The following is a 25,464-nucleotide window of genomic DNA, read 5'->3' on the forward strand; positions in this document are numbered from 1 at the left end:
CTGGCGCACGTGCTGTCGAGCGGCTGGACCTGGGCGGACGTGGACATCGCGGTGCCGCGCCCGGCGGACCGGCTGCCGGGGATCGCCATGGCCGGGTTTCGGCAGCGGGCCCCCGGGCCGGCCGAGATCGCGATGGTCGCGCATCCGTCGGTCACGCTGATCCTCGACCTGAGCGAGGCCGGGGGAGTCGTCTGCGCCACCGAAGGGTGGCGCCACCGGGGAAGTTTCGTCGCCGGGCTGCTCCCGGGCCGCCTCCACACGGGCGGGCGAGGAGGCGAGTGCCTGCAGATCCGGCTGTCTCCGGTGGCCGCGGCCGCGGTCCTCGGCGAGGCGGCCGGCCTCACGGGCACCGTGGCCACCCTGGAAGAAGTGTGGGGCCGCGACACCCGGCAGCTCGAGCAGCGGCTGCGCACCGCCCGGTCGTGGGACGAACGGTTCGCGCTCGCGGCGGAGGCGCTCGCCCGGCGGGCCGGGCGCCGCCGGGTCGAGCCGGAGATCGCCCAGGCCTGGCGCCGGACGGTCGCCTGCCGCGGCCGGGTGCGGGTCGAGGGCCTGGCGGAGGAGGTCGGCTGGAGCCGCAAGCGCCTGTGGTCCCGCTTCCGGGCGCAGCTGGGGGTGACGCCGAAAAGCGCGGCCCGGCTGGTCCGCTTCGACCACGCGGCACACCTGCTCGCCGCGGGTCACCCGGCGGCGAGCGTGGCGGCCCGCAGCGGCTACGCCGACCAGTCGCACCTGAACCGCGAGGTTCGCGCGATCACGGGAACCACACCCGCGGCGGTGGCCACGGCCCCTTGGCTGGCCATCGACGACGTGGCCTGGCCGGCAACCCGCCCGGCCTGAGCCGCCACGCGTACCCAGCCGGTCGGCTCGCGTACCCCGGCGGACGACACGAAGTCCGGTGCCCGCCTGTCCGTGTCGTCCGTGCGGGTACGGGGGTCAGTGGTCTGCGCAGGTGCCGGTGATCTCCACCGTGTGCGAGATCTCCGAGAAGCCGTGCTCGGCGGCGATCTTCTCCGCCCAGCGTTCCACCGCCGGGCCCTCGACCTCGACCGTCCGGCCGCACAGGCGGCACACCAGGTGATGGTGGTGGTGCGCCGAGCAGCGGCGGTAGATCGCCTCGCCCGAGTCGGTTCGCAGCACGTCGATCTCGCCCGCTTCCGAGAGGGACTGCAGCGTGCGGTACACCGTCGTCAGGCCGATGCCGTCGCCGCGCTTGCGCAGCTCGTCGTGCAGTTCCTGGGCGGAGCGGAAGTCGTCGATGGTGCTGAGCAGCTCGACGACCGCGGCCCGCTGCTTGGTCGATCGGCGTCCGGGCACCGGGGCCTGGCTGCGCGACGCGGCGGGGTTCATCACTTTCCTTCCTGCACGTGGGCGACGGCGTCGACGACGATGTGCGCCAGGTGGTCGTCGGCCAGCCGGTACACCACCTCGCGGCCGCGGCGCTCGCCCTGGACGACTCCGGCGGTCTTCAGCACCCGCAGGTGCTGGCTGATCAGCGGCTGGGCGACGTCGAGGGCGTCCACCAGCTCGTGCACGCACCGGTCGGCCGCCCGCAGCTGCAGCACGATCGCGATCCGGACCGGCGCCGCCAGCGCACGCAGCAGGTCACCCGCGTCGGCCAGGACGGCCGGGCCCGGGTGCGGCGGGGCCGCCGCCGACGTGGGCGTGCACTCCGCGAGCTCCGGCTGGGCGCCACCTCCGGTCACCGTCGCCATACCCGCCTCCAGCCTGCCCCGTCCGGACCATGAATTCCGTAGTCATTGCCGATAACGGCCCCGCCCATCCTAGTGTTCCCCCGTCCAGGGGCTCCGCCCCGGCGCCGAGCTGCGCGCCACGGCTGGTCGTATTACCCCGATTGGGTGAGTTCGTGGGATATTGGCTCTTCGGCTTCGCATGTCGTGGCCGACGGTGCAAGGTTGTCGCGGAGCGTTTCGTCGCTTCTCGTACGCTGACGACCCGCCCGAGCAGAGCAGTGGGGAGACATGACGCGTTTCGTGACGAAGGCGGCCGCGCTGACGGCCGTGCTGTTCCCGCTGGCCGGAGTCGGGGTCGCCGGGGCCCAGAGCCAGGCGGTCGACGAGAAGACCGGCCCGGTCTCGTTCGCGAACGTCGCGTCGGTCCGGATCGGCGGCGAAGGCCAGCACGGCGGTGCCCTGATCACCGAGACGCAGCGCTCGCCGCTGCTGCCCGGCCAGTCGAAGCTCGGCACCGACCGCGTCACGGTGCCCAAGGACGACGGCGAGCGCGCCACCTTCGGCGGGCACTACGAGATCGACCTCGGCCGCCACAGCGCCGGCCAGAACCCGTATCCGCCGGGCGTGCCGAGCCGGGACCACAACGTCGTCGCCGCGCTGCAGGCCACGACCGTGCCGACCGCCGTCGCGGAGACCAACTACGCGCTGCGCGACAACTGGCAGGGCGGGGCGGGGCCGTCCGACGACACCGTCCTGGTGCTCGAGGGCGCGAAGACCGCCGTCGACTGCACCGGCCCGGCCAAGCTCACCTCGGCGTCCACCGTGACCCGGCTGTGGGTGCGCCAGGCAGGCGGGGCGCTCGGGATCGTGCCGATGCCCGGCGGCAACGCGGGCCTGCAGCTGAGCAACCTGCGGCTGGGCCCGCCCGGTGACATCACGAACGCGAGCAAGGAGACCACCGTCTCCGACCTGAAGCTGACCCGCGTCACCGCCTTCGACCAGCTGATCCGCCAGGACGGCTGGCGTGCCGGGGACTTCACCGCCGTCGCGGGCTGGCGGGTGGAGATCACCACGCACGTCAAGGACGCCCAGGGTGCGGCCCTGCAGGACGTCCGGACGAACATCGTGCTCGGCGGGGTGAGCTGCTCGATCCCGAAGGGGTTCGTGGCCAAGGCAGGCGGCCCGGCGGGCGGCACGAGCGCCTCGCAGGCGGCGGTCCCGACGCAGGTCCCGGCCGGCTACCTCGGCGCGGCGGCGCCCGCCACCGACGGGGACGGCTCGCGTGTCCCGCTCGGCATCGGCCTGCTGTTCGGCGGGGTGTTCTTCGCGGTGGTCGCGCTGCTGCTGGGCAGGCGCCGCCGGTCCGGGACGGACTAGGTGCTGCGGAACGCGCTGGCCGCCGTCTCGGCGGCGCTGGCCGTGGCCGCCTTCGCGGCCGGGATCGTCCTGCTGACCTGGCTGCCCGCGGCGCCGCAGGTCGTGGCGGCCCCGCCGCCGGGTTCCTTGCCGGGGGAGAACGCCGCCCCGGCGGTGCTGCCCGCCGACCGCGAGAACGCCGCGCAGCAGCGGCCGGGCACGGTGCGGCTGCCCAGCGGCGCCACAGCGAGGCTGGTCCGCACCGAGCTGACGGACACCGGCGTGCTGCCGATCCCGCGTGGCCTCGGCGACGCCGCCTGGTGGGGTGCCAAGCTGGGCGCCGACCGCGGCGCGGCGCTGCTGTCCGGGCACGTGAACTGGGAGGGGCAGCGGGGCCCGTTCGACGAGCTGTGGCGCATGCACGCCGGCGAGCTGGTCAGCGTGGTCGACGCGCGCGGCGGCCGCTGGGTCTACCGGGTCGCCGACGTCGTGACGCTGCCGAAGGAGCAGCTGCCCGCCCAGGCCGCGAAGTGGTTCGGCCAGGACGGCCCGCACCGCCTTGTCCTGGTGACCTGCGGCGGCGACTACGTCGGCGGCACCGAGGGCTACGACGAGAACCGCCTGGTCACCGCCGAGCTGGTGACCCGCCCCACCGGCTGACCCGGGCCGCCCGCTCCGAAGATCGGGTGCAACCTCCCGCGCCGCCCGCGGCATGTCCTCCTCCGCCATGTCACGACAGCGAAGGAGCGCACGCACATGCAGGAGCAGAACCCGGCGGGGCGGAAGACCGGCCTCGGCCGCTGGTGGATCGTCGGTGTCGCCGGCGCGTTCGTGGTCGCGGCGCTCGTCGTCACCCTGCTCGTGTTCACTGGAAAGGATGAACCTGTGGTGGCGAACGGCGCCACCGGACAGCCCGTCCCGGTCGCCGGCGAGCCCGCGCCGCAGGACACCGGCCGGGTGCCCGCGCGGCTGAGCCTGCCCGGCGGCGGCACCGCGAAGCTGGTCCAGGAGGACCTCGACGCCGACGGCGCGCTCAAGATCCCCGAAGGCCTCGACGAGGCCGCCTGGTGGGGTGCGAAGCTCGGCGCCGACCACGGTGTCGCCCTGCTCTCCGGGCACGTCAACTGGAAGGGCAAGAAGGGTCCCTTCACCGAGCTGTGGCAGGTCAAGCCGGGTCAGGAGGTCAAGCTGACCGACGCCGCGGGCGGGGCCTGGACCTACCGGATCGACGCCGCCGAGACCATCCACAAGTCCGACCTGGCCGGCCGCTCGGAGCAGCTGTTCGACCCCGACGGCCCGCACAGGCTGCTGCTGGTCACCTGCGGCGGCGAGTACGTCGGCGGGCGCGAAGGCTACGAGGACAACCGGGTGATCACCGCGTCGCTGGTGTCCCGGCCGTAGGCTCACCTGCGCGAAATGCGGCAGGCCTCGGCGGATACCCTGGACCCTCTAGTCCGATAACCGTCCCCGCAAGCTTTCCGGAGCGTGGAGTGCCCACGAACACCATTGAAACCGTAGTCAGCCTGTGCAAACGCCGTGGTTTCGTCTTCGCCAGCGGAGAGATCTACGGCGGTACCCGCTCGGCGTGGGACTACGGACCGCTCGGGGTCGAGCTCAAGGACAACATCAAGCGCCAGTGGTGGAAGACCGTGGTCCAGGGCCGCGACGACGTCGTCGGCCTCGACTCGTCGGTGATCCTGCCGCGCCAGGTGTGGGTGGCCTCGGGGCACGTCAACGTGTTCACCGACCCGCTCATCGAGTGCCTCTCGTGCCACAAGCGGTTCCGCGCCGACCAGCTCGCCGAGGACTACGCGGCGCGCACCGGCAAGGAGACCTCCGAGGACGACCTGACCGACGTCCCGTGCCCGAACTGCGGCACGCGCGGCAAGTACACCGAGCCGCGGGACTTCAACATGATGCTGAAGACCCACCTCGGCCCGGTCGAGACCGAGGAGGGCCTGGCCTACCTCCGCCCGGAGACGGCGCAGGGCATCTTCGTCAACTACCTCAACGTCCAGACGACCGCGCGCAAGAAGCCGCCGTTCGGCATCGGCCAGATCGGCAAGTCGTTCCGCAACGAGATCACGCCGGGCAACTTCATCTTCCGGACGCGCGAGTTCGAGCAGATGGAGATGGAGTTCTTCGTCGAGCCGGGCGAAGACGAGCAGTGGCACCAGTACTGGATCGACGAGCGCACGAAGTGGTACACCGACCTCGGCATCAAGGCCGAGAACCTGCGCCACTACGAGCACCCGAAGGAGAAGCTCTCCCACTACTCGAAGCGCACCGTCGACATCGAGTACCGGTTCGCGTTCAACGCGGGCCAGGAGTGGGGCGAGCTGGAGGGCATCGCCAACCGCACCGACTTCGACCTGACCACGCACTCGAACCACTCGGGCGTCGACCTGTCGTACTTCGACCCGACGTCGAAGCAGCGGTTCCGGCCGTTCGTGATCGAGCCGGCGGCCGGGGTCGGCCGGTCGATGATGGCCTTCCTGATCGACGCCTACCACGAGGACGAGGTGCCGACCGCCAAGGGCGGCACCGAGAAGCGCGTGGTGCTCAAGCTCGACCCGCGGCTGGCGCCGTTCAAGGTCGCGGTGCTGCCGCTGTCGCGCAACGCCGACCTGACGCCGAAGGCGAAGGACGTCGCGACGATGCTGCGCAAGCACTGGAACATCGACTTCGACGACGCCGGCTCGATCGGCAAGCGCTACCGCCGCCAGGAGGAGATCGGCACGCCGTTCTGCGTCACGGTGGACTTCGACTCCCTCGACGACCACGCCGTCACGGTCCGCGACCGCGACACCATGGACCAGGAGCGCGTGGCGATCGACAAGCTGGAGTCCTACCTGGCGGCCCGCCTCATCGGCTGCTGACCCGCCCACGGGCCCGGGCACCCCTGACACCTGTCACGGCCAGGTCGTGACGCACGGTCTGGGGACCCGGGCCCGCCGGGCGGCAGCCTGGGGGCATGCGAGAAACAGACAGCAAGGCGGTGGCGGCGGGGGCCGCGGTCCACCTCACCGGCCTGCGGAAGCACTACGGCGACGTCCACGCGGTCGACGGCCTCGACCTGACGATCGCCCCGGGCGAGGTGGTCGCCCTGCTCGGCCCGAACGGTGCGGGCAAGTCCACCACCGTCGACATGATCCTCGGCCTGACCGCGCCCGGCGCGGGGGACGTGCACGTGTTCGGGCGCAAGCCGATCGACGCCGTCCGCGCCGGGCTGATCGGCGCCATGCTGCAGGGCGGCGCCCTGATGGACGACCTGACCGTAGCCGAGACCGTCGGCATGGTCGCCGCGCTGCACCGCCGTCCGATGCCGGTCGCGGACGCCCTGCGCGCGGCCGGAGTCGAAGAGCTGACAGGCCGCCGAGCGAACAAGCTATCCGGCGGCCAGAAGCAGCGCGTGCGGTTCGCCGTCGCGCTGGTCAGCAACCCCGATCTGCTCGTGCTCGACGAGCCGACGGCGGCGATGGACGTCGGGACGCGGCGCGAGTTCTGGCAGTCGATGTACGCCTTCACCGAGTCGGGCCGCACGGTCCTGTTCGCCACGCACTACCTGGAAGAGGCCGAGGAGTTCGCCGACCGGGTGGTGCTGATGCGGCGCGGCCGGATCGTCGCCGACGGCAGTGTCGCCGAGGTCCGGGCCCTGGCAGGCGGCCGGACGCTGCGGGCCGCCGTCCCGGGCGCCACCGAAGCGGTGATCGCCGCGCTGCCCGGCGTCAAGGAGTTCGAGCTGCGCGGCGACCGGGTCGCGATCTCCAGCGCCGACTCCGACGCGACGCTGTGGGCGCTCAAGGCCGCGGTGCCGGGCCTGCGCGACGTCGAGATCAGCGCCGTCGGCCTCGAAGGCGCCTTCCTGTCCCTGACCGCCGACGAGACCGCGGAGTCCGTGCGATGACCACCTACCTGCTCACCGAGATCCGCCGCAACTTCCGCGCGCCGCGGTTCCTGATCTTCGTCGTCGCCTTCCCGGTGCTGATGTTCCTGTTGCAGGCCAACGTCTTCACCAAGAGCGACGCTCCCGAGCACGCGCAGATCGCCGCCGTGATCATGATCAACATGATGACGTTCGGCGTCTTCGCCGCGGCGACCAACAGCGGTGCCCGGCTCGCCATGGAACGGGCGGTGGGCTGGCAGCGGCAGCTGCGCCTCACGCCGCTCACCGGGTCCGGCTACCTGGCGGGCAAGGGCGTCTCGGGCATGCTCGTCGGGCTGCCCGCCCTCGTCCTGGTGCCGCTGCTCGGCGTGCTGGCCGAAGGCGTGCACGTCGACGCGGCCGGCTGGGTGCGGATCTTCGCCGGGATCTGGCTCGGCACGATCCCGCTGGTGCTGCTCGGCCTGCTGCTGGGCCAGTTCGGCACGCCGGACTCGATGCAGCCGGTCAACATGGTCGTCACCCTCGGCATGGGGTTCCTCGGCGGGCTGTGGATCCCGATCGAGGGCATGCCGGGCTGGATGCACGACGTCGCCCAGCTCATGCCGACCTACTGGGTGCTGCAGGTGGCGCGGCCCGCGGTGACCACCGACATGGTGATCTCGCTCCCGGCGGCCGCGGGCGTGCTCGGGGCGTGGACAGTCGTGCTCGGGGCGCTGGTGATCAGGCGATACCGTAAGGACAGCGCCCGCGTCTGAGGGCCGGAGGGGAATGGCGATGGCGGAGCCCGGGAAACGCAGGTTCGGTCTGGACAGCAAGGAATCGTGGTGGGAGGACCCGCTGCCCGGCGCCCCCGGACAGGGGCCGGGCGGACGGCGCTGGCCGGTACTGGCGGTGGCGTTCCTGCTGCCGTTCCTCGTTCCCGTCACGCGCTCGCTGCTGGCCAAGCCCGTCACCCCCGGGCTCGTGCTCACCGCCGTCGTCGTCTACGCCTACTCCGCGTGCTACGCGATGTTCCCGTACTTCTTCCGCCGGCCGCGCAGCGTGAAGCTGGTCTTCGGCATCACGATGAACGTCCTGGGGCTCGCCTCGCTGGCGTCGGCCACCGGCAGCGGGTTCGTCCTGCTCTACGGCACGGCGGTGGTCGTGTTCCTGGTCCCTGCCGCCTGGTCGGTGATCATCGACCTGTCCGTGCTTGCCATCGGCGTGGTGATCCTGCTGGCCAGGGGCAGCTTCATGGCCGACTACGGCGACCTGATCACGGTCGGCTCGATCACGCTGGCGATGTTCTTCATGGCCAACCTCGTCCGGGCCATCCGGCGGCTGGAGCGTGCCAACGAGGAGATCGCGACGCTGGCCGTGACGAACGAACGCCAGCGCGTCGCCCGCGACCTGCACGACCTGCTCGGGCACAGCCTCACCACGATCACGGTCAAGGCCGGGCTGGCCCGGCGGGTGCTGGAAAGTTCCGGCGACATCCCGCGCACGGTCGAGGAGATCCGCGAGATCGAGGCTCTCACCCGCAGCGCGCTCTCCGACGTCCGCGCGACCGTGTCGGAGTACCGCGAGGTGTCGCTGTCGGCGGAACTCGTCGGGGCGCGGGCGGCGCTGCGGGCGGCGGAGATCGACGCCGACCTGCCGCACGCGGTGGACAACGTCCGGCCGGAGTTCCAGACCACCTTCGGGTACGTGCTGCGCGAAGCCGTGACGAACGTGCTGCGGCACTCCGGCGCCCAGCACGTGACGGTGCGCCTCGGCGACACCTGGCTGGAGGTCGAGGACGACGGCCGGGCCACCGGCGTCGTCGCGGGCAACGGCCTGCGCGGGCTGTCCGAGCGGCTGGCCGCGGCCGGGGGCACCCTGCGGACGTCGGCACGGCCCGGGGGAGGATTGCTGGTGCGGGCCGAGATCCCGCTGCCGGAATCGCGTGCGGCCAGCCCGGCCGTGCGCGCCGAACCCGCGGGAGGACTCGCTTGATCCGGGTGTTGCTGGCCGACGACCAGGCCATGGTGCGCGGGGCGCTGGCCACCGTGCTGGGCCTGGAGAACGACATCGAGGTGGTCGGGCAGGTCGGCTCCGGCGACGAGGTGGTGGCCGCCGCGCGGGAGGCCGAGCCGGACGTCGCGCTGCTGGACGTGCAGATGCCGGGCAAGGACGGCCTGACGGCCGCGGCCGAACTGCGGGCTGCGCTGCCGTCGTGCCGGGTGATCATCTGCACGACGTTCGGCCGTCCCGGCTACCTGGCGCGGGCGATGGCGGCCGGTGCCGCCGGGTTCGTCGTCAAGGACTCGCCGCCGGAACAGCTCGTCGAGGCCGTCCGCCGGGTCCACAGTGGACTCCGGGTGGTCGACCCGGCGCTGGCCGCGGAATCACTGGCCACCGGCGTCAGCCCGCTCACCGGCCGCGAGCTGGACGTGCTGCGGGCGGCCAAGGACGGCAGCACGGTGGCCGACGTGGCCCGCGCGCTGCACCTGTCCGAAGGCACGGTCCGCAACCACCTGTCCGCCGCGATCGGCAAGACCGGCGCCCGGACGCGGGCCGAAGCGGTCCGTGTCGCGGAGGAGCGTGGCTGGCTCTGAACCGCCTCTGAAAGAATGCGCCGGGTGGGTACCGCTGAACGCACGAAACCGTCGCGCGCGAGCTGGGCACGCCGGATCGCCTTCGGCGCGGTCCTCGTGGTGCTGGCCCTCATCGGCGGCACGGCGTTCCGGGTGTGGCAGGTCGCCCGCCAGAACGACCGGAGGCCCGCCGACGTCATCGTGGTGCTGGGCGCGGCGCAGTACAACGGACGGCCGTCGGAGATCTACGCCGCCCGGCTGGCCAAGGCCAAGCAGCTCTACGACGCGGGCGTCGCGAAGACGATCGTCACCGCCGGCGGCAAGAAGGCCGAGGACAACTTCACCGAGGCCAGGGCCGGCCAGCTCTGGCTGACCCGGCACGGCGTGCCGTCGTCGGCGACGCTGGCGGTCGGCGAGGGCAGTGACACGCTGCGCAGCCTGCGCGCGGTCGCCGGCCAGGTCGAGGCCCGCGGCTGGCGCACGGCGGTGCTGGTCAGCGACCCGTGGCACTCGTTCCGGGCCCGGACCATGGCCAACGACCTCGGCCTGGAGACGTGGACCGCGCCGACGCACAGCGGGCCGATCGTGCAGGAACGCGTCACCCAGTTCCGCTACATCGTCCGCGAGACCGGCGCGCTGCTGTACTACCGGCTGACCAGGACCCCGGCCGACGACCTCTTCGACACCTTCCTGGGCTGAACAAGGTCTGAGCTTTTTGTCGGTGGTCGTGTTTAGGCTGGTCGCGTGGACTACACCGAGCACGACACCGCCCGCCTGCTGCCCGAGCCGGCGAAGGGCGCGGCGCTGCCCGGCGCCCGGGCGGACGGGCGCAGCGCGTTCTCCCGCGACCGTGCGCGCGTGCTGCACTCGGCCGCGCTGCGGCGGCTGGCGGGCAAGACCCAGGTGGTCGGGCCGGGGGAGGGCGCCGAGGTCACCGGCGTCCCGCGCACCCGGCTGACGCACTCGCTGGAGGTCGCCCAGATCAGCAGGGGCATCGCCGAGGAGCTGGGCGCTGACCCGGACCTGGCCGACACGGCGGGGCTGGCGCACGACATCGGGCACCCGCCGTTCGGGCACAACGGCGAGCGGGCGCTCAACGAGGTGGCCGCGGCCTGCGGCGGCTTCGAGGGCAACGCGCAGACGTTGCGCATCCTGACCCGGCTGGAACCGAAGCTGCTGTCGGCCGACGGCGACCCGGTGGGCCTCAACCTGACCCGCGCGTGCCTGGACGCGACGACGAAGTACCCGTGGGCGCGGAAGCCGGGTCAGGCGAAGTACGGCGTGTACGCCGACGACGTCTCGGTGTTCGAGTGGTTCCGGGAGGGTGCCCCGGCGGAACGGACGTGCCTGGAAGCCCAGATCATGGACTGGGCGGACGACGTCGCGTACTCGGTGCACGACGTCGAGGACGGTGTGCTGGCCGGCCGGATCAAGCTGCGGGTGCTCGCCCACCCGGACGAGCGCGCGGCCGTCGCCGAGGCCGCGGCCAAGCACTTCTCCGCCCAGTCGGTGTCCACTTTGGAGGATGCGGCGGCGGAACTGCTGGAGCTGCCGGTGGTGGCGGCGCTGGCCCGCGCCGAGCCGGACGGCTCACCCGGCGCGCAGGCGGCGTTGAAACGGCTGACGAGCGAGCTGGTCGGCCGCTTCGCGACGGCCGCGGTCACCAGCACGCGAGCGGAGTTCGGCGAGGGCCCGCTCAACCGCTACCGGGGGCGCCTGTGCGTCCCGGAGCAGGTGGCGGCGGAAGTGGCGCTGCTGAAGGCGCTGGCCCTGCGGTACGTGATGAGCGACCGCCGCCGCCTGGCCATGCAGGAGGGCCAGCGCGAGCTGCTGGCCGAGCTGGTCCACGCACTGGCCCGCCGCGCCCCGGAGTCCCTGGACCCGCTGTTCGTCCCGGCCTGGAACGCGGCCAGGGACGACGCGGGCCTGCTGCGGGTGGTCATCGACCAGGTCGCCTCCCTCACCGACGCCCAGGCCCACGTCTGGTACTCCTGGCACGTCACCCGCCTCCACCGCTGACCCGTGCTTGCCGGGCCGACACGCGTGATTGAAGGGACGACACGCCGCAGGACAGCGGTTTCGCCGTGTCGACCCCTCAATCACGCGAGTCGACCCCTCAATCACGCGTGTTGACCTTTCGATCACGCGAGCCGCGGGCTGGCAGGTGCTTGCGGGGCCGGGGGTGGGGGTTTTGTCACCCTTGGGCGGAGTTCCGCGTAGGGGTCCGGCTGGGGAGGGCGTTCCGGTACTCTCGCCCGCATGGCCACGGACAGCCACCTCCGGTTCGCCCTCGCCGTCCACGCGGCCCTCGGTGCCGAGGGCGGGAACAGCTGTTTCTCGCCGTATTCGGTGGCCAGTGCGCTGACCCTCGCCGCGCACGCCGCCCGGGGGCGGACGCGCGACGAGCTGGTCGCCCTGATCGGTGACCCCGGTGCGCAGACCGTCCTGCTGCGGGAGGCCGCCGACCTGGCCGAAGGCGCCGAACTGGCCGTCGCGAACACCCTGTGGGCCGACGACCGGCTGCCCCTCGAAGACTCCTTCAAGACCGAACTCGCCGCGTGGCCCGGGGCCGCCGTCGCGAGCGCGCCCTTCGCCGAGGCGCCCGAAGCCGCCCGCGCCCTGGTCAACGAGGACGTCGGCCGCACCACGCGTGGGCTGATCCCGCAGCTGCTGCCGCCTGGGTCGATCGACGAAGACGTCGCCGCCGTGCTGGTCAACGCCCTCTACCTGAAGGCCGCGTGGAAGCTGCCGTTCCGCGAGGCCAACACCACCGACGCGCCGTTCCACGCGCCGTCCGGGACCCGTGACGTGCCGACCATGTGGCTCGGCGAAAGCGTCGGGTACGCCCACGACGGCGGCTGGCAGGCCGTCCAGCTCGCCGCGGCCGGTGGCCTGCAGGCCGTCGTGCTGCTGCCCGACGGCGACCTCGCCGACGCCGAGCCCGCGCTCGACCCGGCGAAGCTGACGAGCCTGCTCGACGCCGTCCGTTTCCGGCGGGTCGAGCTGGCGCTGCCGAAAGTTTCACTCGACGTGTCCAGCGCGCTGACCGGCGTGCTGACCGGCCTCGGCGTGCGCACGCTGTTCACCGACGACGCCGACCTGGGCGGGCTGTCGCCGGATCCGCGGCTGACCGTCTCCGAGGTGCTGCACCAGGCCGTGCTGCGCGTCGACGAGCAAGGCTTCGAGGGGGCCGCGGCGACCGCGCTGACGATGCGCCTCACCTCGATGATGATCGACGACCCGGTCGCCGTCACGGTGGACCGGCCGTTCCTGCTGCTGGTCCGGCACGCCGGCACCGGAGCGCTCTACTTCCTCGCCAGGGTGGTCGAACCGTGAGCTTGAAGTCCGAAGCCGTGCCCGAACTCGTGCCTCCCGCACCCGAACCGCCCGCAGGCCCGAAACGCTGGGCGTGGCAGGACTCCGCGATCGCCGGCGGGTACCTGCTGTTCACGATCCTGCTGTACAACGGCCTCTGGTTCGACCTCAAGCGCGGCTACCTCTGGAACGGCGCGTCCGACCAGAGCCAGTGGGAGTGGTACGCGACGGTCGTCGCGAAGTCCGTGCTGCACTTCCAGAACCCGTTCGCCACGGACCTGCAGAACTACCCGCTCGGCGTCAACATGGCGGCGAACGCGGCGATGTTCGGGCTGAACATCCCGCTGGCGCCGATCACCCTGACCTTCGGCGCGACGCTGACCTGGGCCATCGTCCTCACCGCGGGACTGGCGGGCACGGCGATCGGCTGGTACTGGGTGTTTTCCCGGCACCTGGTGCCGAACCGGACGGCGGCCGCGATCGGCGGCGCGTTCTGCGGCTTCGCGCCGCCGATGATCTCGCACGGCAACGCGCACCCGAACTTCGTCGTGCTGTTCGTGCTGCCGTTCATCGCGCTCAAGACGATCCAGATCGCCCGCGGCGAACGCCCGGTGCGCAACGGCATCGTGCTCGGGCTGCTCGTCGCGTGGCAGATCCTGCTCGGCGAAGAGCCGCTGGCCATCTTCGCGCTGACGTTCATCGTCTTCGCGATCGCGTACCTGATCCCGCGCCGCGGCGAGCTGCGCGGCATGCTGGCACCGCTGGCGAAGGGCATCGGCCTCGGCGCGGTGGTCGCGCTGCTGATTGCCGGATTTCCGTTGTACTGGCAGTTCTTCGGCCCGCAGAGCTTCCACTCGCTGCTGCACGGCCCGGCGGGCAACGACACGGCGGCGTTCACGCGCTTCGCGACGCAGTCGATCGCCGGCGCACCCGAGGCCGCCGCGGACGTCTCGATGAACCGCACCGAGGAGAACGCGTTCTTCGGCTGGCCGCTGATCGTGCTCATGGTGATGGTGACGATCTGGCTGTGGCGCGACGTCGTGGCGCGTGCGCTGGCGATCACCATGTACGTGATGGCGTTCCTGTCGCTGGGCGTGGAAATCACGGTGGCGCACGAGGACACCGGCATCCCGGGCCTGTGGAAGTGGCTGGGGCAGCTGCCGTTGCTGGACTCGCTGCTCGAATCCCGGCTGGCGATGGGCTGCATCCCGGTGGCCGGCGGGCTGCTGGCGATCGCGACACACCGCGTGTGGACGGCGGCGGCCGAGCTGCCGGACGCCCTCGACGGCAAACCCCGGTTCCCGCTGAAGATGGTCTGGACCGGCGCGCTGGTGGCGGTGCTGCTGCCGATCGCGCCGACGGAGCTGGTGACCCACCAGCGTCCGCTGTCACCGCCGTTCTTCGCCGACGGGATCTGGCGCCAGTACGTCGCTCCCGGCGGGTCGCTTGTGCCGGTCCCGCTGCCGAGCACCGGCGAGGCGGAACCACTGCACTGGCAGGTCGACGCGGGCTTGGGCTACCCGATGCCGGAGGGCTACTTCGTCGGCCCGACGTCACCGCAGGATCGCCGCGGCCGCTACGGCGCGGTCCCGCGGCCGACGTCCGATCTGTTCGCGGAGGTGGAGCGCACCGGTCAGGCGGCGGAGGTCACCGAGGCGGACCGCACCCAGGCGCTGGAGGACCTGCGTTACTGGAAGGCGGACGTGCTCGTGGTCGGCCCGCGCCAGCACCAGGAAGCGCTGAAGTCCACTGTGGACCTGTTGCTGCGCAAGCCCGCGGAGTTCGTCGGCGGGGTGTGGGTCTGGGACGTGCGCCCGCTGACGCCGTGATCTTCGGTAGAGTCGGCGCCTGTGACCTCAGTGGACGAACAGGGTCGGCCCGAGCCGCCGGTCGACGGTGACGAAACCGCCACCCTCCTCGGTTTCCTCGACTTCCACCGCGCCACCCTGGCGTGGAAGTGCGCGGGCCTGGACGCGGCGGCCCTGCGCGCGACGCATCCGCCGTCCACGATGACGCTGGGCGGACTGCTCAAGCACCTGGCCTACGTGGAGGACCACTGGTTCTCCCGCGTGCTGTTCGACCGCGAGCGCACGGCCCCGTTCGACACGGTCGACTGGACGGCAACACCGGACTGGGACTGGGATTCCGCGGCCGAGGACACCCCGGAGCAGCTGATCGGGCTGTGGGAGAAGACGGTCGAGCGCTCGCGCGCCACGGTGAAGGAGATCCTGGCGACCGGCGACCTGTCCCACCGCGCCCGGCGCCCATGGCCGGACGGGCGCGTGCCGACGCTGCGCTGGATCCTGGTCCACATGATCGAGGAGTACTCGCGGCACAACGGCCACGCGGACCTCATCCGCGAGTCCCTGGACGGCCGGACGGGAGAGTAGCGGTGGATTCCGGCCGGTACCCCGAAGTCGAGGCGGCAGGAAGCCTGTTCGCCGTGGTCCGTTGAGGGAGATGAGCCGGGTCATCGAGCTGGCGATGGAGGAGCCGCTGCTGCGGTCGCTCCATCCGTTCTTCAGCCACGACACTCTCGGGTTCCGTCCCTCGGTCGAGCCAGTGGCCGCGCTCGGCGTCTGGGTGACGCCGATGCGTCGGACGCGGACAGCCGTCGCGCGAGTGGTGTCCCTGCTCAGCCGGGCGGGCTGACGAACAGGCAGAACGGGTGCCCCGCCGGGTCGGCGTAGACGCGCAGTGGCTCCTCCGGGTCGTCCGCCTGGTCGGCCAGTAGGCGCGCGCCCAGTGAGATCGCCCGTTCGTGTTGCTCGTCCAGCTCCGCGCGGGTCTCCACGGTGAGGTCCAGGTGCAGCATCTGCGGCCGCGGCCCGGCCGGCCACGTCGGCGGGGGCAGCCGGGGCACCTGCTGGAATGCCAGCCGCGGCCGGCCCTCGGGGTCGAGGAGGACCACCCAGTCGTCCGGGTCGCCCGGGCGGATGTCGAAGCCCAGCAACTGCCGGTAGAACTCCGCCAGGGCACGGGCGTCTTCGGCGTCGAGGACGACCTGGCGCAGCGTCGGGACGCGGTCAGCCACGGCGCTGGGCGATCTGGAAGACGTTGCCGAACGGGTCGCGGACCATTGCGCGCCGGTCTCCGTAGGGCTGGTTCTCGGGCTTCTCCAGGCTGGTCGCTCCGCAGTCGAGGGCACGGCGGTACGTCGCGTCCGCGTCCTGGACGCTGATGTACAGGAATGCCGGGAACAGCTCGCGGTCGCCTTCGGCGGACACCAGCAGCAGCGAATCGCCGATGCGGAGCTCGGCCGGGCGGTCGCCTTCGGCTTCGCCGGTGGCGCCGAAGACCGTGCGCAGGAACGCGACGGCGGCGACCAGGTCGCTCACCACCATCCGCGGGACCACCGTCGGGAAGCCGGGGTTCATACCCGCCCACCCAAGTCCCTACTCGCGGGGAGCACAAGTCAGGGCGCGCCGAGGACCTCGTCCGCGAGCCGGCTCAGGTAGGCCGCGAATCGCTCGCGGTCCGCTTCCGGCCAGTGGCTCACCAGCGCCTCGAACGCCTGGCGCTGGTGGGCGCGCGACGCTTCGAGGAACTCCTTCGCCGCATCGGTGAGCGTCAGCACCGCGCGTCGCGCGTCGCGGGCCGACGTCGAGCGCACCACGAAGCCGTCCCGGACCGCCTCGGCGACCATCCGGCTGGCCACCGAACGGTCGATTCCCAGCTGGCGGGCCACGTCCGCGACCGTCACCTCGTCGCCCGCCGTGCCGTCGACCGCCTGGATGACGAACAGGTTCGGCACCGTCCACGACGGGGGCGCGTCCGCCGCGAAGCGCTCGACGACGTCCGGGGCCCACTGGCGGGCCCAGTGGCGGACCAGCCGGAAGAGTGCGGGGCCGCCGTCGCGCGAGCTTGATGTGTGCATAAGGCACGTTATAACGTGTGCTTTATGCACACATTCGCCTGCCTGCTGCTCGGCATGGCCATGGCCCAGCTCGACGGCCTGATCGTCACCGCGGCGCTGCCCGCGATCGGCGCCGACCTGCATGCCCGCACCGGGCTCGTCGCGGTGACCGCCGCCGGTCTGCTGACCCTCACCGTCGCGACGCCGCTGCACGGCAGGCTCGGCGACCTCTACGGCCGCCGCGTCTGCTTCGCCGGGTCGGTCCTCGTCTTCGCCGCCGGCTCCGCGTGGTGTGCCGCCGCCGCGAGCGTCGGCTCGCTGATCGCCGCCCGTGCCCTGCAGGGCCTGGGCGGGAGCGGCCTGATCGTCGCCGCGATGAGCGGGCTCGGCGAGCTGTTCGACCGCGGCGAACTGCTGCGCCGCCAGGGATGGCAGACCGCTGTCTTCGCCGCGGCCACCCTGGGCGGGCCGCCGCTGGGCGGGCTGCTCGCGGCCGGTCCCGGCTGGCGCTGGATCTTCCTCGTCAACCTGCCCCTGTGCGTGGCCGCCCTGCTGCTCGGCCTGCGCGGGCTGCCCGCGAAACCCCGGCGCAGCAAGGAAAAGTTCGACGTCGCGGGTAGCGCGCTGCTGGCCGTCGCGGGCTCGGCGGTGGTCGCACTCGGTACCTTCACGGACCTCGCCCGGAGTCCACTGTGGACGCCGTTGCTGCTCGGCGTGGCCGCCGTCGCCGGGTTCCTGTTCGTCCGGCGGCAGCGCCGCGTGCGCAGCCCGCTGATCTCGCCGCGGGTGTTCGCCGACGCCGTCCTGAAACGCGCGGTGGTCGTCAACGGCCTGGCGGGCGCCGCGCTCTACGGCACCTTCACCTACGTCGCGCTGGTCGCCGCCCTCGGCGCCGGGAAAGCCGGGACCGGCGTGCTGCTCGTCGCCATGACCGCCGGGCAGCTCGTCCTGTCCGCGTCCTTCGCGGCGCTGGCCCGACGGCGTCCGGACATGACCGCCTGGGGCCGCTTCGGGTGCCTGCTCGGCACCGGGGGACTGGCCGCGGTCGCCGCCGCGGCCGCGCTGGGCGGCCCGCCGTGGCTGCTCGTGCCCGGGCTGGCCGCGATCGGGGCCGCGTTCGCCGTCTGCACGTCCGCCTACACCGTCCTGGGCCAGACGCGGGCCGAGCGCGAGCTGCTCGGCGTCACCCTCGGCTCGCTGACCTTCGCCCGGCAGGCGGGCGGGCTGGCCGGGGCCGCGGTGTTCGGCTGGCTCGCGCTCGCCACCACCGGCGGGCTTGCCGCGCCAGGCCTGGCCGTCGTGTTCGCCGCGGCCACCGTGACGATGCTGGTGGCGTGGCTCACAGCCCCGGCTGTCACGCCTGCGGACGCCGTCTCGTCCAGCTCGTAGGACCGAGACGAAGGAGATCGCCATGCCGCGCATTCCCGCGAAGAAGACGTCCGAAGCCGGCCTGTTCCTCAAGCTGGCCTACCGGATCGCCGGCCGCCGCTACGGCGCCGTGCCCGAGCCGCTGGCCGTCGCCGCCCACCACCCCGGGCTGATGCGGGCGAGCACCGTGCACGAGCTGATGGTGGAACGGGCGTCGAAGAAGCTGCCCGCGAACGTGCGCGAACTGGCCGTGTACCGGGTCGCGACGCGGATCGGCTGCTCCTGGTGCGTCGACTTCGGCACCATGCTGCAGAAGCACGACGGGCTCGACATCGAGCGGCTCAAGAAGATCGACGACTACGCGACCTCGCCCGCGTTCGACCACCGGGAGCGGCTCGCCATCGCCTACGCCGACGCCATGTCCGGCGAGCAGGTCACCGTCACCGACGAGCAGGTCGCCGAGCTGGAGCGCGAATTCGGCCGCGACGGCGTCGTCGAGCTGACCTACCACATCGCGCTGGAGAACTCCCGCGCCCGGATGAACAGCGCGCTCGGCATCGTCGACCAGGGTTTCACCTCCGGCGACGCATGCCGGGTCCCGCTGCCGTAGGACCCCGGGAACCCGACCACGGGAGGACTCGCCGGCCGCCCGGTCCGCGGCACGCTGCGCGGCATGCACCTCGTCGCCAGTGAACGGATCAAGCTCTTCAGCATCGCCACGCCCTGGGCGTGCGGCGTCTTCGCGGTGGCCGCGCTGGTGGTCCCGGCCACCGTCACGGCGCTCACCGCCGGCGAGTCCCGTCTGCCGCCGACCGTCGCCAGCACCCAGTTCGGCTTCCAGCTCGGCCTGGTCGCCGTGCTGGTGCTGGGGGCGCTGGCAGTGACCAGCGAGTACCACACCGGCACGATCCACGGGACCTTCCAGGCGGTGCCGGGCCGGACGCCGGTGCTGGCCGCGAAGGCCGCGGTCGTCGCCGCCTACGCCTTCCTGCTCGGCGAGGTTGCCGCGTTCACGGCCTGGTTCGTGGCCCGGCTGCTCGCCCCGGCCGCCGACCTGGCCCTCGACAGCGCCGCCGACTGGACGATCGTCGCGGGCACCGGGCCGGTGTTCGCACTGGCCGCCGTCGCCGGGGCCGGCGTCGGGCTGCTCGTGCGGTACACCGCCGGGGCGGTCGCGCTGGTCGTCGCCTACCCGCTGATGGCCGAGAACGTCGTCCAGCTGATTCCCCGTGCGGGAGCGGCGATCCACCGGTGGCTGCCGCTGAACGTCGTCACGAAGTTCCTCAGCGGCACCGGCGAGGCGAACGGGGGCCGCGACGGCGGCAACGCCGCCGTGCTGTCCGACTCGCCGCTCAGCCCGGGCTGGGCCCTGGCCTACTTCGGGGCCTTCGCCGTGCTCGTGCTCGCGGCCGGGATCACGACGGCACGTCGCCGGGACGCGTGATCCGGGCCAGCTTGTCGGGGTTGACGACGTCGTAGATCGCCACGATCTTCCCGTCGCGGACGGCCATCGCCTGCACGTGCTCGTCGAGGGCGAACAGGCCGTCGCGGCCCGGTTGCGGGGCCAGGTGCACCCCGAGGTCGCCGTTGACCAGCACCGGCGTGCCGGCGGTGAGCACCCCGGCCGGGTACTTCCGGGTGAGGCCCAGGAAGAACCGGGCGATCTTGTCCGCGCCGACGATGAGCTGGCGCGCGGTGCGGCCCTTGCCGTTCGAGTCGCCGATGAGCACGACGTCCGGGGCCAGCAGCTCGGTCATGGCCTGGATGTCGCCCTGCTGCAGGGCGGTGACGAACTTCTCCAGGACCTTCGCCTGGTCCTCCAGCGGCACGCGCGGTGCCGGGTCGGCGTCGGCGAGGGCCTTGCGGCCGCGGGACGCGTGCTGGCGCGCCGCCTCGACCGTGACGCCCAGCGCGTCGGCGATCTCCGCGAACGGGACCGAGAAGGCGTCGTGCAGCACGAACGCGACGCGCTGCTCCGGGGTCAGCTTGTCGAGCACGACCAGCGCGGCCATCCGCAGCCCGTCGTCGCGGACGGCGACGTCGAGCGGGTCCTCGCTCACCGGCCGCCCGAACGGCGTCACCACCGGCTCCGGCAGCCAGTTGCCGACGTAGCGCTCCCGCTGCGCGGCGGCCGACTTCAGCCGGTCGAGGCAGATCCGGCCGACGACCGTGGTCAGCCAGCCGCGCAGGTCGCGGATGGCCGCGCGGCCGGCGTCGTCCAGCCCGGCCAGCCGCAGCCAGGACTCCTGGACGGCGTCCTCGGCGTCGGCGCGTGTGCCGGTCAGCCGGTAGGCCACCCCGATCAGGTGACTGCGGTGCTCGGCGAACTGCGCGGCGAGGGAGTCCTGGGCGGTGGTCGTGGAGGCCATGCCCCGAGTGTGCCGCACCCGGCAGACTAGAGTGGGCGGCGTGGCAGGACGGATTCGGGAGAGCGACATCGCGGAGGTGCGCGAGCGGAACCGGATCGACGAGGTCGTCGGGGAGTACGTGGCACTGCGCCGCGCCGGTGGGGGCAGCCTGAAGGGCCTCTGCCCGTTCCACAACGAGAAGACCCCGTCGTTCAACGTCCGCCCCACGCACGGGACCTTCCACTGCTTCGGCTGTGGCGAGGGCGGCGACGTCATCAAGTTCATCCAGAAGATCGACCTCATCTCGTTCGTCGAGGCCGTCGAGCGGCTGGCCGACCGGGTCGGCATCCGGCTCACCTACGAGGGCGGCGGCGCGACGGTCCAGCGCGACCGCGGCAGCCGCACCCGGCTGGTCGAGGCACACCGCATCGCGCAGGAGTTCTACGCCGAGCAGCTGCTCACCGACGAGGCGCGCCCGGCGCGGGACTTCCTGTCCGAGCGCGGGTTCGACGCCGCGATGGCGAAGAAGTTCGGCTGCGGGTACGCACCCGGCGGCTGGGACAAGCTGACGAAGTTCCTGCTCAACCGCGGTTTCGAAGTCAAGGAGCTGCTCACCGCCGGGCTGTCCAAGGAGGGCCAGCGCGGCCCGATGGACCGGTTCCACCGGCGGCTCGTCTGGCCGATCCGCGACGTCGGCAACGACGTCGTCGGCTTCGGCGCGCGGCGGCTGTTCGACGACGACCGGATCTCGGCGAAGTACCTCAACACCGCCGAGTCGCCGATCTACAAGAAGTCCCAGGTCATGTTCGGCCTCGACCTGGCCAAGCGCGAGATCGCCAAGCGGCACCAGGTGGTCGTGGTCGAGGGCTACACCGACGTCATGGCGATGCACGCCGCGGGCGTGCCGACCGCCGTGGCCTCCTCGGGCACGGCGTTCGGCGAGGACCACATGAAGGTGCTGCGCCGGCTGATGATGGACGACGACGCCTTCCGCGGCGAAGTGATCTTCACCTTCGACGGCGACGAAGCGGGCCAGAAGGCCGCGCTCAAGGCGTTCGAGGGCGACCAGACGTTCGCGGGCCAGACGTACATCGCGGTCGCGCCGGACGGCATGGACCCGTGCGAGCTGCGCCTGGCCAAGGGCGACAGCGCGGTGAAGGACCTGGTCGCGCGGCGGACCCCGCTGTTCGAGTTCGTCATCCGCAGCACGCTCAAGAACTACGACCTCGACTCGGTCGACGGCCAGGTCGCGGCGCTGCAGAAGACCGTGCCGATGGTGGCGTCGATCAAGGACCGCGCGGCGCGCGACGGCTACGCGTCGAAGCTCGCCTGGTGGGTCGGCTGGCAGGACGTCGCGCAGGTGGTCAACCGCGTCCGCGGCAGCGCGGGCGCGACCGACCGGCGCGGCGGCGCTCCCGTCCGGCAGCCCGCCCGCGCCGCCGCCGCGGAGGCGCCCGCGACGCCGGACGTGGCCCGCCCGTCGCCGAAGGACCCGCGGTTCGCCGTCCAGCGTGAGGCGCTCAAGGCCGCACTGCAGCAGCCCGCGATCGCCGGTCCGGAGTACGACGCGCTGCCACTGGAAGCCTTCACCCACCCGGTGTACGCGGCGGTGCACGAGGCCGTGCTCAAGGCCGGCGGCGCGGCCGCGGGCCTGACCGGCCCGGCCCTGCTGGACGCGGCGGCCCAGCACTGTCCGGAAGGGACGGTCCGGCGGGTGCTGTCGGAACTGGCCGTGGAACCGTTGCAGGCCAAGGACGAGGTCGACTCCCGGTACATCTCGTCGATCCTGGCCCGGCTGCAGGAGAACCTCGTCGGGCGGCAGATCGCCGAGATCAAGGGCAAGCTGCAGCGGCTGTCGCCGGTCGAGGCGCCGGACGACTACCGCGCGCTGTTCGGCGACCTGGTCGCGCTGGAGCAGTACAAGAAGTCGCTGGGCGAGCAGGCCGCCGCCAGCGCGTGGAGCTGAGATGAGCCTCCTGCGCCGCCTGCTCGGCGACCGCACGCCGCCGGGCTTCGCCGGTGAGCTGGCGCCGGGCGAGGACGTCGTCGACAGCGCCCCGGTCGAGGGCGGCGGGCACCTGGTCGTCACCGCGCTGGGGCTGTGGATCCCGGCCGGGGACGGGGCCCGCCGCGTCGGCTGGCACCTGGTCGGCAAGGCGGCCTGGGCCGACGGCGTCTTCACGCTGACCGAGTCGGCCGAGGTGGGCACCGCGGGCTCGGCGGTCGTGCTGGCCGACCGTCCCCCGGTCCGGTTCCGGCTGCCGCGGCCGGGCAAGGTGCCGCGCGAGGCCTACCAGCGTGTCGAGGGCTCGATCCGCTCGCGGCACCGGCAGGAGATCGGGTCCGGCGGAGCGTGGTTCGTCCAGCGCAAGATCCCCGGCCGCGACGGCACGGTCCTGCAGGTCCGGCCGGACCCGGGCACCGACGTCGCGCTGGTGGAGGCCATCGCCGAGCAGGTCGCCGCGAAGCTGGTCAACCCCGCCGAATAGCAGTACGCTCGTACTCAGTACAGGCGTACTGTTACTGGGAGGCGGCCGTGTGGGATCCCGACAAGTACCTCGACTACGCCGACCTGCGGGCCCGGCCGTTCCACGACCTGGTGGCCCGCATCGGCGCCACGGAGCCTCGTCGGGTCGTCGACCTCGGCTGCGGCCCCGGCAACCTGACGGTGTCCCTGCGCGACCGCTGGCCCTCGGCCACCCTGGAGTGCAGCGATAGTTCACCCGAAATGGTGAAGGCGGCCCGCGCCCGCGGCCTCGACGCGGCCCTGCTCGACGTCCGCGACTGGACACCGGCCCCGGACACCGACGTCGTGGTGTCGAACGCGGTCCTGCAGTGGGTGCCGGACCACGGCTCGCTCCTGCGTCGATGGGCAGCCTCGCTGCCGACGGGGGCGTATCTGGCGATCCAGGTGCCGGGGAACTTCGCCGCGCCGTCGCACGTGCTGACCCGCGAGCTGGCGGCGTCCCCGGCCTGGGCGTCCCGCCTGGCGGAGGTCGTCCTACGCGAGGACGACGCGGTCCTGAGCCCGCTGGGCTACGCGAACCTGCTGGCCGACGCGGGCTGCGGCGTCGACGCCTGGGAGACCACGTACGTTCAGCCGCTGCGCGGGCCGTCCCCGGTGCTGGAGTGGATCACGGGAACGGCGTTGCGCCCGATCCGCGCGGAGCTGACCGACGAGGAGTGGGCCCGGTTCCGCGCGGACCTGGCCCCCCGCCTCGACGAGGCGTACCCGCCCCGCCCCGACGGGACGACGTGGTTCGAGTTCCGCCGCGTGTTCGTGGTGGCCCAGGTCTAGCGCCGCACCTTCTCACTGATCTTGGCGCGCGCCACCCCGGCGGCGCCCTGCACCATCGGATGGTCGACGACCCGGCGGTAGGTGCGCACGAGCTGCTCGTACCGCCCCCGGCCTGCCTTGGCGCCCAGCACGTACCCCAGGCCCGCCCCCAGCAGGAACTTCTTCATCCGCGTCCACGCCTTCCGTCGTTAGGTCGTCCGACTGTCCATTGTCCAGGAAAACACCCCGCAGGGGGTGGCCGCCGTAAAGAGGGGGGTGGTGTGAAGGCCTTGGGAGGCATGGTCTAAAGTTCTTCTTGTCGGTCGGAGAGACCGGCACCGGAAGTGAGCGACATTCCCCTGTAGCTCAACTGGCAGAGCATTCGGCTGTTAACCGGAGGGTTCTTGGTTCGAGTCCAAGCGGGGGAGCAGAGGCCCAGGTCATCGACCTGGGCCTTCTTCGCGTCTGCGGTCGAGGGGCGATTTAGTGTCTAGACGATCGTCCAAGGATAGGCACAACGCTGCCCGGCTGCGTGCACCAGCAGACCACGGCGTGCCATTCAGCGACGCGGGCATGCCGAACCGCGGCCAGGCAGGATGGGTCTGTACGACGTTCTGCGACGCGTCGTACGCAGAACGGGGTGCTTAAAAGCTGACCGTGCCCGGCCGGAGGGGGGCCGGTTCGTCCGCTACTTCGGCAGCAGGACGACATTGTCCTCGGCAAGTACGAACTCATGGAGGAGCGGTTCGCCGACGCGCTGCGTAACCCGTAGGACGGGGCGAACTCGGCGCCGCTCGCTGCGGTCGACTCTGTGTCCGGCTGGCCGGCCGCCTCCCAAGCCTCCGCGGCGGCGAGTTGTGGTCTGCTGCCCGGTGCTCTCGACGGGGCGCAGGTTGCGGCCGGTCTGCATGTACGTCTCGAGCGGTGCGCCCATTCGGCCTCTGGCGTCGGCGGCGGCTCGTCCGCGCGCGGGGCGAGGTTGGCGACGTAGAGCGCCGCCTGGATCAGCAGCGCGGCCATGGGCGCGGAGACCTCGTCGACGAACCCGTGTGCCAGCTCGTTCCGCAGATTCCACCCCGTCGGGCCGGCGAGCAGTGTGGAGAGATACCTGCCCCAGGACTCGTCCAAGCCGTGCTTACCGAGCGTCGAGATCAGAGTCCCGAGTCCGACGTACTTCCCCGGAGTGTTCTTCCGCTGGGTCAGGTAAACCGGCTCGTCAATCGCCCTGGCGAGGACGCGAGCATCGTCTCGATCTTCGGTGCGAGCAACGCGGTCCAAGCGGTGGCCGGCACCTGGACCGGACGCGCTGCCGCCCAGTTCAACACCTACGCCGGCACCGTCGGGAAAGCGCTCGGTGACCAGCAGGACGTCGTCGGCAGCATGTCCGGCATCCTCTCCGGGATCGCCGCCTGCGTGATCGAGACCTACAGCAAAGCCATCGAGTTCATCGGCACCTGCGCCGCCGAGCTCGGCAAGCTCGGCTACAAGACGATCGTCGCGATCGTGACCTCCGGGATTCCCATCGTCGACATATTCACCTCCAAGGACGTCATCGACGCCGTCATCGACGCGTTCGCCAACCTCGTCACCGCCATCACCGGGCTGTTCAACCAGGCGGTCTCCACGCTGGGCAACTTCCAGGCGCAGGCCACCGCCATCGTGCAGGGCGACACCGACTTCCCCGACCTGCCCCCGATGCCCACCAACTCCGGAATGGACAACGCGAAGCAATGGCGCATCGACCCATCAGCAGCTCCGGAATGAAGACACGAGCCCTCGGATGTGCCGCGCTCGTGGCGGCGAGCGTGC

29 protein-coding genes and 1 tRNA gene are annotated in these 25,464 nt (G+C 72.2%); 23 read left to right on the plus strand and 7 right to left on the minus strand.

The genetic code is table 11. The features are described from left to right. Positions 1 to 9 precede the first annotated feature (9 nt). On the plus strand, positions 10 to 840 hold the full coding sequence (locus ABJI51_RS17840) for an AraC family transcriptional regulator (protein ID WP_348952151.1): 831 nt from the start codon (positions 10 to 12) through the stop codon (positions 838 to 840). Positions 841 to 936: 96 nt separating this feature from the next. On the opposite strand, the gene ABJI51_RS17845 is transcribed toward ABJI51_RS17840, so the two are convergent. Together ABJI51_RS17845 and ABJI51_RS17850 are read right to left on the minus strand one after the other, a co-directional pair. Continuing rightward, a complete protein-coding gene (locus ABJI51_RS17845; protein WP_348952152.1) occupies positions 937 to 1,350 on the minus strand; it encodes a Fur family transcriptional regulator in 414 nt (137 codons plus the stop codon). Next, positions 1,350 to 1,715 (minus strand): ArsR/SmtB family transcription factor, encoded by a 366-nt coding sequence (locus ABJI51_RS17850; RefSeq protein WP_348952153.1) that lies wholly within the window; start codon positions 1,713 to 1,715, stop codon positions 1,350 to 1,352. The genes ABJI51_RS17845 and ABJI51_RS17850 overlap by 1 nt, the downstream gene beginning before the upstream one ends. A 267-nt stretch (positions 1,716 to 1,982) precedes the next feature. Here ABJI51_RS17850 and ABJI51_RS17855 point away from each other — a divergent pair, with 267 nt between their 5' ends. From ABJI51_RS17855 to ABJI51_RS17920, 14 genes are all read left to right on the plus strand, one after another. Continuing rightward, positions 1,983 to 3,071 carry a hypothetical protein gene (locus ABJI51_RS17855; RefSeq protein ID WP_348952154.1) on the plus strand — a complete coding sequence of 363 codons (1,089 nt, stop codon included), beginning with the start codon at positions 1,983 to 1,985 and terminating at the stop codon, positions 3,069 to 3,071. Then, on the plus strand, positions 3,072 to 3,710 hold the full coding sequence (locus ABJI51_RS17860; protein ID WP_348952155.1) for a class F sortase: 639 nt from the start codon (positions 3,072 to 3,074) through the stop codon (positions 3,708 to 3,710). Between the two features lie 96 nt (positions 3,711 to 3,806). Then, entirely contained in the window at positions 3,807 to 4,451 is a 645-nt protein-coding gene (locus tag ABJI51_RS17865) for a class F sortase (protein ID WP_348952156.1), read from the plus strand. A gap of 89 nt (positions 4,452 to 4,540) precedes the next feature. Then, complete coding sequence (locus tag ABJI51_RS17870) at positions 4,541 to 5,929, plus strand: glycine--tRNA ligase (RefSeq protein ID WP_348952157.1); 1,389 nt, start codon at positions 4,541 to 4,543, stop codon at positions 5,927 to 5,929. Between the two features lie 95 nt (positions 5,930 to 6,024). Next, positions 6,025 to 6,957, plus strand: a complete 933-nt coding sequence (locus ABJI51_RS17875) for an ABC transporter ATP-binding protein (RefSeq protein WP_348952158.1) — start codon at positions 6,025 to 6,027, stop codon at positions 6,955 to 6,957. Further along, the gene (locus tag ABJI51_RS17880; protein WP_348952159.1) at positions 6,954 to 7,691 is read left to right on the plus strand and encodes an ABC transporter permease; all 738 of its coding nucleotides are present in this window, start codon (positions 6,954 to 6,956) and stop codon (positions 7,689 to 7,691) included. Before ABJI51_RS17875 ends, ABJI51_RS17880 begins: the two co-directional genes overlap by 4 nt. Positions 7,692 to 7,710: 19 nt before the next feature. Continuing rightward, the gene (locus ABJI51_RS17885) at positions 7,711 to 8,910 is read left to right on the plus strand and encodes a sensor histidine kinase (protein ID WP_348952160.1); all 1,200 of its coding nucleotides are present in this window, start codon (positions 7,711 to 7,713) and stop codon (positions 8,908 to 8,910) included. Then, positions 8,907 to 9,512 carry a response regulator gene (locus tag ABJI51_RS17890; protein WP_348952161.1) on the plus strand — a complete coding sequence of 202 codons (606 nt, stop codon included), beginning with the start codon at positions 8,907 to 8,909 and terminating at the stop codon, positions 9,510 to 9,512. The genes ABJI51_RS17885 and ABJI51_RS17890 overlap by 4 nt, the downstream gene beginning before the upstream one ends. Before the next feature lie 24 nt (positions 9,513 to 9,536). Continuing rightward, positions 9,537 to 10,190, plus strand: a complete 654-nt coding sequence (locus ABJI51_RS17895; protein WP_348952162.1) for a YdcF family protein — start codon at positions 9,537 to 9,539, stop codon at positions 10,188 to 10,190. Positions 10,191 to 10,235: 45 nt separating this feature from the next. Continuing rightward, positions 10,236 to 11,510, plus strand: coding sequence for a deoxyguanosinetriphosphate triphosphohydrolase (locus ABJI51_RS17900; protein ID WP_348952163.1), 1,275 nt, complete (start codon positions 10,236 to 10,238; stop codon positions 11,508 to 11,510). Positions 11,511 to 11,750: 240 nt separating this feature from the next. After that, the gene (locus ABJI51_RS17905; protein WP_348952164.1) at positions 11,751 to 12,827 is read left to right on the plus strand and encodes a serpin family protein; all 1,077 of its coding nucleotides are present in this window, start codon (positions 11,751 to 11,753) and stop codon (positions 12,825 to 12,827) included. Beyond that, entirely contained in the window at positions 12,824 to 14,635 is a 1,812-nt protein-coding gene (locus ABJI51_RS17910) for a glycosyl transferase (RefSeq protein ID WP_431605625.1), read from the plus strand. Before ABJI51_RS17905 ends, ABJI51_RS17910 begins: the two co-directional genes overlap by 4 nt. A 21-nt stretch (positions 14,636 to 14,656) precedes the next feature. Then, positions 14,657 to 15,196: a DinB family protein gene (locus ABJI51_RS17915; RefSeq protein ID WP_348952165.1), complete on the plus strand. Its 540-nt coding sequence runs from the start codon at positions 14,657 to 14,659 to the stop codon at positions 15,194 to 15,196. Between the two features lie 70 nt (positions 15,197 to 15,266). Continuing rightward, positions 15,267 to 15,458, plus strand: coding sequence for a DUF6193 family natural product biosynthesis protein (locus ABJI51_RS17920; protein WP_348952166.1), 192 nt, complete (start codon positions 15,267 to 15,269; stop codon positions 15,456 to 15,458). On the opposite strand, the gene ABJI51_RS17925 is transcribed toward ABJI51_RS17920, so the two are convergent. Genes ABJI51_RS17925 through ABJI51_RS17935 form a run of 3 tightly spaced genes read right to left on the minus strand, consistent with a single transcriptional unit; the run spans position 15,442 to position 16,683 of the window. Next, on the minus strand, positions 15,442 to 15,840 hold the full coding sequence (locus ABJI51_RS17925; RefSeq protein ID WP_348952167.1) for a VOC family protein: 399 nt from the start codon (positions 15,838 to 15,840) through the stop codon (positions 15,442 to 15,444). The genes ABJI51_RS17920 and ABJI51_RS17925 overlap by 17 nt on opposite strands. Then, positions 15,833 to 16,183 (minus strand): VOC family protein, encoded by a 351-nt coding sequence (locus ABJI51_RS17930; RefSeq protein ID WP_348952168.1) that lies wholly within the window; start codon positions 16,181 to 16,183, stop codon positions 15,833 to 15,835. Before ABJI51_RS17930 ends, ABJI51_RS17925 begins: the two co-directional genes overlap by 8 nt. 38 nt (positions 16,184 to 16,221) lie before the next feature. Then, positions 16,222 to 16,683: a MarR family winged helix-turn-helix transcriptional regulator gene (locus tag ABJI51_RS17935; protein WP_348952169.1), complete on the minus strand. Its 462-nt coding sequence runs from the start codon at positions 16,681 to 16,683 to the stop codon at positions 16,222 to 16,224. 24 nt (positions 16,684 to 16,707) lie between these two features. Here ABJI51_RS17935 and ABJI51_RS17940 point away from each other — a divergent pair, with 24 nt between their 5' ends. From ABJI51_RS17940 to ABJI51_RS17950, 3 genes are all read left to right on the plus strand, one after another. Continuing rightward, a complete protein-coding gene (locus ABJI51_RS17940) occupies positions 16,708 to 18,051 on the plus strand; it encodes an MFS transporter (protein ID WP_348952170.1) in 1,344 nt (447 codons plus the stop codon). A gap of 22 nt (positions 18,052 to 18,073) precedes the next feature. After that, entirely contained in the window at positions 18,074 to 18,640 is a 567-nt protein-coding gene (locus ABJI51_RS17945; protein WP_348952171.1) for a carboxymuconolactone decarboxylase family protein, read from the plus strand. A gap of 63 nt (positions 18,641 to 18,703) precedes the next feature. Beyond that, positions 18,704 to 19,474, plus strand: a complete 771-nt coding sequence (locus ABJI51_RS17950) for a hypothetical protein (protein ID WP_348952172.1) — start codon at positions 18,704 to 18,706, stop codon at positions 19,472 to 19,474. Here the strand turns inward: ABJI51_RS17950 and ABJI51_RS17955 are convergent. Beyond that, positions 19,446 to 20,399, minus strand: coding sequence for a sigma-70 family RNA polymerase sigma factor (locus tag ABJI51_RS17955; protein WP_348952173.1), 954 nt, complete (start codon positions 20,397 to 20,399; stop codon positions 19,446 to 19,448). The genes ABJI51_RS17950 and ABJI51_RS17955 overlap by 29 nt on opposite strands. Before the next feature lie 31 nt (positions 20,400 to 20,430). On the opposite strand from ABJI51_RS17955, the gene dnaG reads away from it, so the two are divergent. The 3 genes from dnaG to ABJI51_RS17970 are packed head-to-tail and all read left to right on the plus strand — an operon-like array spanning position 20,431 to position 23,676. After that, positions 20,431 to 22,344, plus strand: coding sequence for a DNA primase (gene dnaG / locus ABJI51_RS17960; RefSeq protein ID WP_348952174.1), 1,914 nt, complete (start codon positions 20,431 to 20,433; stop codon positions 22,342 to 22,344). A gap of 1 nt (position 22,345) precedes the next feature. Beyond that, a complete protein-coding gene (locus ABJI51_RS17965) occupies positions 22,346 to 22,867 on the plus strand; it encodes a hypothetical protein (RefSeq protein WP_348952175.1) in 522 nt (173 codons plus the stop codon). Positions 22,868 to 22,914: 47 nt separating this feature from the next. Next, a complete protein-coding gene (locus ABJI51_RS17970) occupies positions 22,915 to 23,676 on the plus strand; it encodes a trans-aconitate 2-methyltransferase (protein WP_348952176.1) in 762 nt (253 codons plus the stop codon). Here ABJI51_RS17970 and ABJI51_RS17975 read toward each other — a convergent pair. After that, positions 23,673 to 23,843, minus strand: coding sequence for a hypothetical protein (locus tag ABJI51_RS17975; RefSeq protein ID WP_166641722.1), 171 nt, complete (start codon positions 23,841 to 23,843; stop codon positions 23,673 to 23,675). The genes ABJI51_RS17970 and ABJI51_RS17975 overlap by 4 nt on opposite strands. Positions 23,844 to 24,010: 167 nt before the next feature. Here ABJI51_RS17975 and ABJI51_RS17980 point away from each other — a divergent pair. After that, positions 24,011 to 24,083, plus strand: a tRNA-Asn gene (locus ABJI51_RS17980). Between the two features lie 703 nt (positions 24,084 to 24,786). Beyond that, positions 24,787 to 25,419 (plus strand): hypothetical protein, encoded by a 633-nt coding sequence (locus tag ABJI51_RS17985; protein WP_348952177.1) that lies wholly within the window; start codon positions 24,787 to 24,789, stop codon positions 25,417 to 25,419. Positions 25,420 to 25,464 lie beyond the last annotated feature (45 nt).

The organism is Amycolatopsis melonis (genome assembly GCF_040064235.1).
GTDB lineage: Bacteria > Actinomycetota > Actinomycetes > Mycobacteriales > Pseudonocardiaceae > Amycolatopsis > Amycolatopsis melonis.

What these genes read in the sequence shown, in the direction of transcription:
- ABJI51_RS17930 (WP_348952168.1), bottom strand. Translation starts at nt 16,183, where the DNA reads ATGAACCCCGGCTTCCCGACGGTGGTCCCGCGGATGGTGGTGAGCGAC.
- ABJI51_RS17920 (WP_348952166.1), top strand. Translation starts at nt 15,267, where the DNA reads ATGAGCCGGGTCATCGAGCTGGCGATGGAGGAGCCGCTGCTGCGGTCG.
- ABJI51_RS17845 (WP_348952152.1), bottom strand. Translation starts at nt 1,350, where the DNA reads ATGAACCCCGCCGCGTCGCGCAGCCAGGCCCCGGTGCCCGGACGCCGA.
- ABJI51_RS17940 (WP_348952170.1), top strand. Translation starts at nt 16,708, where the DNA reads ATGCACACATTCGCCTGCCTGCTGCTCGGCATGGCCATGGCCCAGCTC.
- ABJI51_RS17965 (WP_348952175.1), top strand. Translation starts at nt 22,346, where the DNA reads ATGAGCCTCCTGCGCCGCCTGCTCGGCGACCGCACGCCGCCGGGCTTC.
- ABJI51_RS17875 (WP_348952158.1), top strand. Translation starts at nt 6,025, where the DNA reads ATGCGAGAAACAGACAGCAAGGCGGTGGCGGCGGGGGCCGCGGTCCAC.
- ABJI51_RS17975 (WP_166641722.1), bottom strand. Translation starts at nt 23,843, where the DNA reads ATGAAGAAGTTCCTGCTGGGGGCGGGCCTGGGGTACGTGCTGGGCGCC.
- ABJI51_RS17950 (WP_348952172.1), top strand. Translation starts at nt 18,704, where the DNA reads ATGCACCTCGTCGCCAGTGAACGGATCAAGCTCTTCAGCATCGCCACG.
- ABJI51_RS17955 (WP_348952173.1), bottom strand. Translation starts at nt 20,399, where the DNA reads ATGGCCTCCACGACCACCGCCCAGGACTCCCTCGCCGCGCAGTTCGCC.
- ABJI51_RS17855 (WP_348952154.1), top strand. Translation starts at nt 1,983, where the DNA reads ATGACGCGTTTCGTGACGAAGGCGGCCGCGCTGACGGCCGTGCTGTTC.
- ABJI51_RS17885 (WP_348952160.1), top strand. Translation starts at nt 7,711, where the DNA reads ATGGCGGAGCCCGGGAAACGCAGGTTCGGTCTGGACAGCAAGGAATCG.
- ABJI51_RS17935 (WP_348952169.1), bottom strand. Translation starts at nt 16,683, where the DNA reads ATGCACACATCAAGCTCGCGCGACGGCGGCCCCGCACTCTTCCGGCTG.
- ABJI51_RS17850 (WP_348952153.1), bottom strand. Translation starts at nt 1,715, where the DNA reads ATGGCGACGGTGACCGGAGGTGGCGCCCAGCCGGAGCTCGCGGAGTGC.
- ABJI51_RS17905 (WP_348952164.1), top strand. Translation starts at nt 11,751, where the DNA reads ATGGCCACGGACAGCCACCTCCGGTTCGCCCTCGCCGTCCACGCGGCC.
- ABJI51_RS17880 (WP_348952159.1), top strand. Translation starts at nt 6,954, where the DNA reads ATGACCACCTACCTGCTCACCGAGATCCGCCGCAACTTCCGCGCGCCG.
- ABJI51_RS17945 (WP_348952171.1), top strand. Translation starts at nt 18,074, where the DNA reads ATGCCGCGCATTCCCGCGAAGAAGACGTCCGAAGCCGGCCTGTTCCTC.
- ABJI51_RS17865 (WP_348952156.1), top strand. Translation starts at nt 3,807, where the DNA reads ATGCAGGAGCAGAACCCGGCGGGGCGGAAGACCGGCCTCGGCCGCTGG.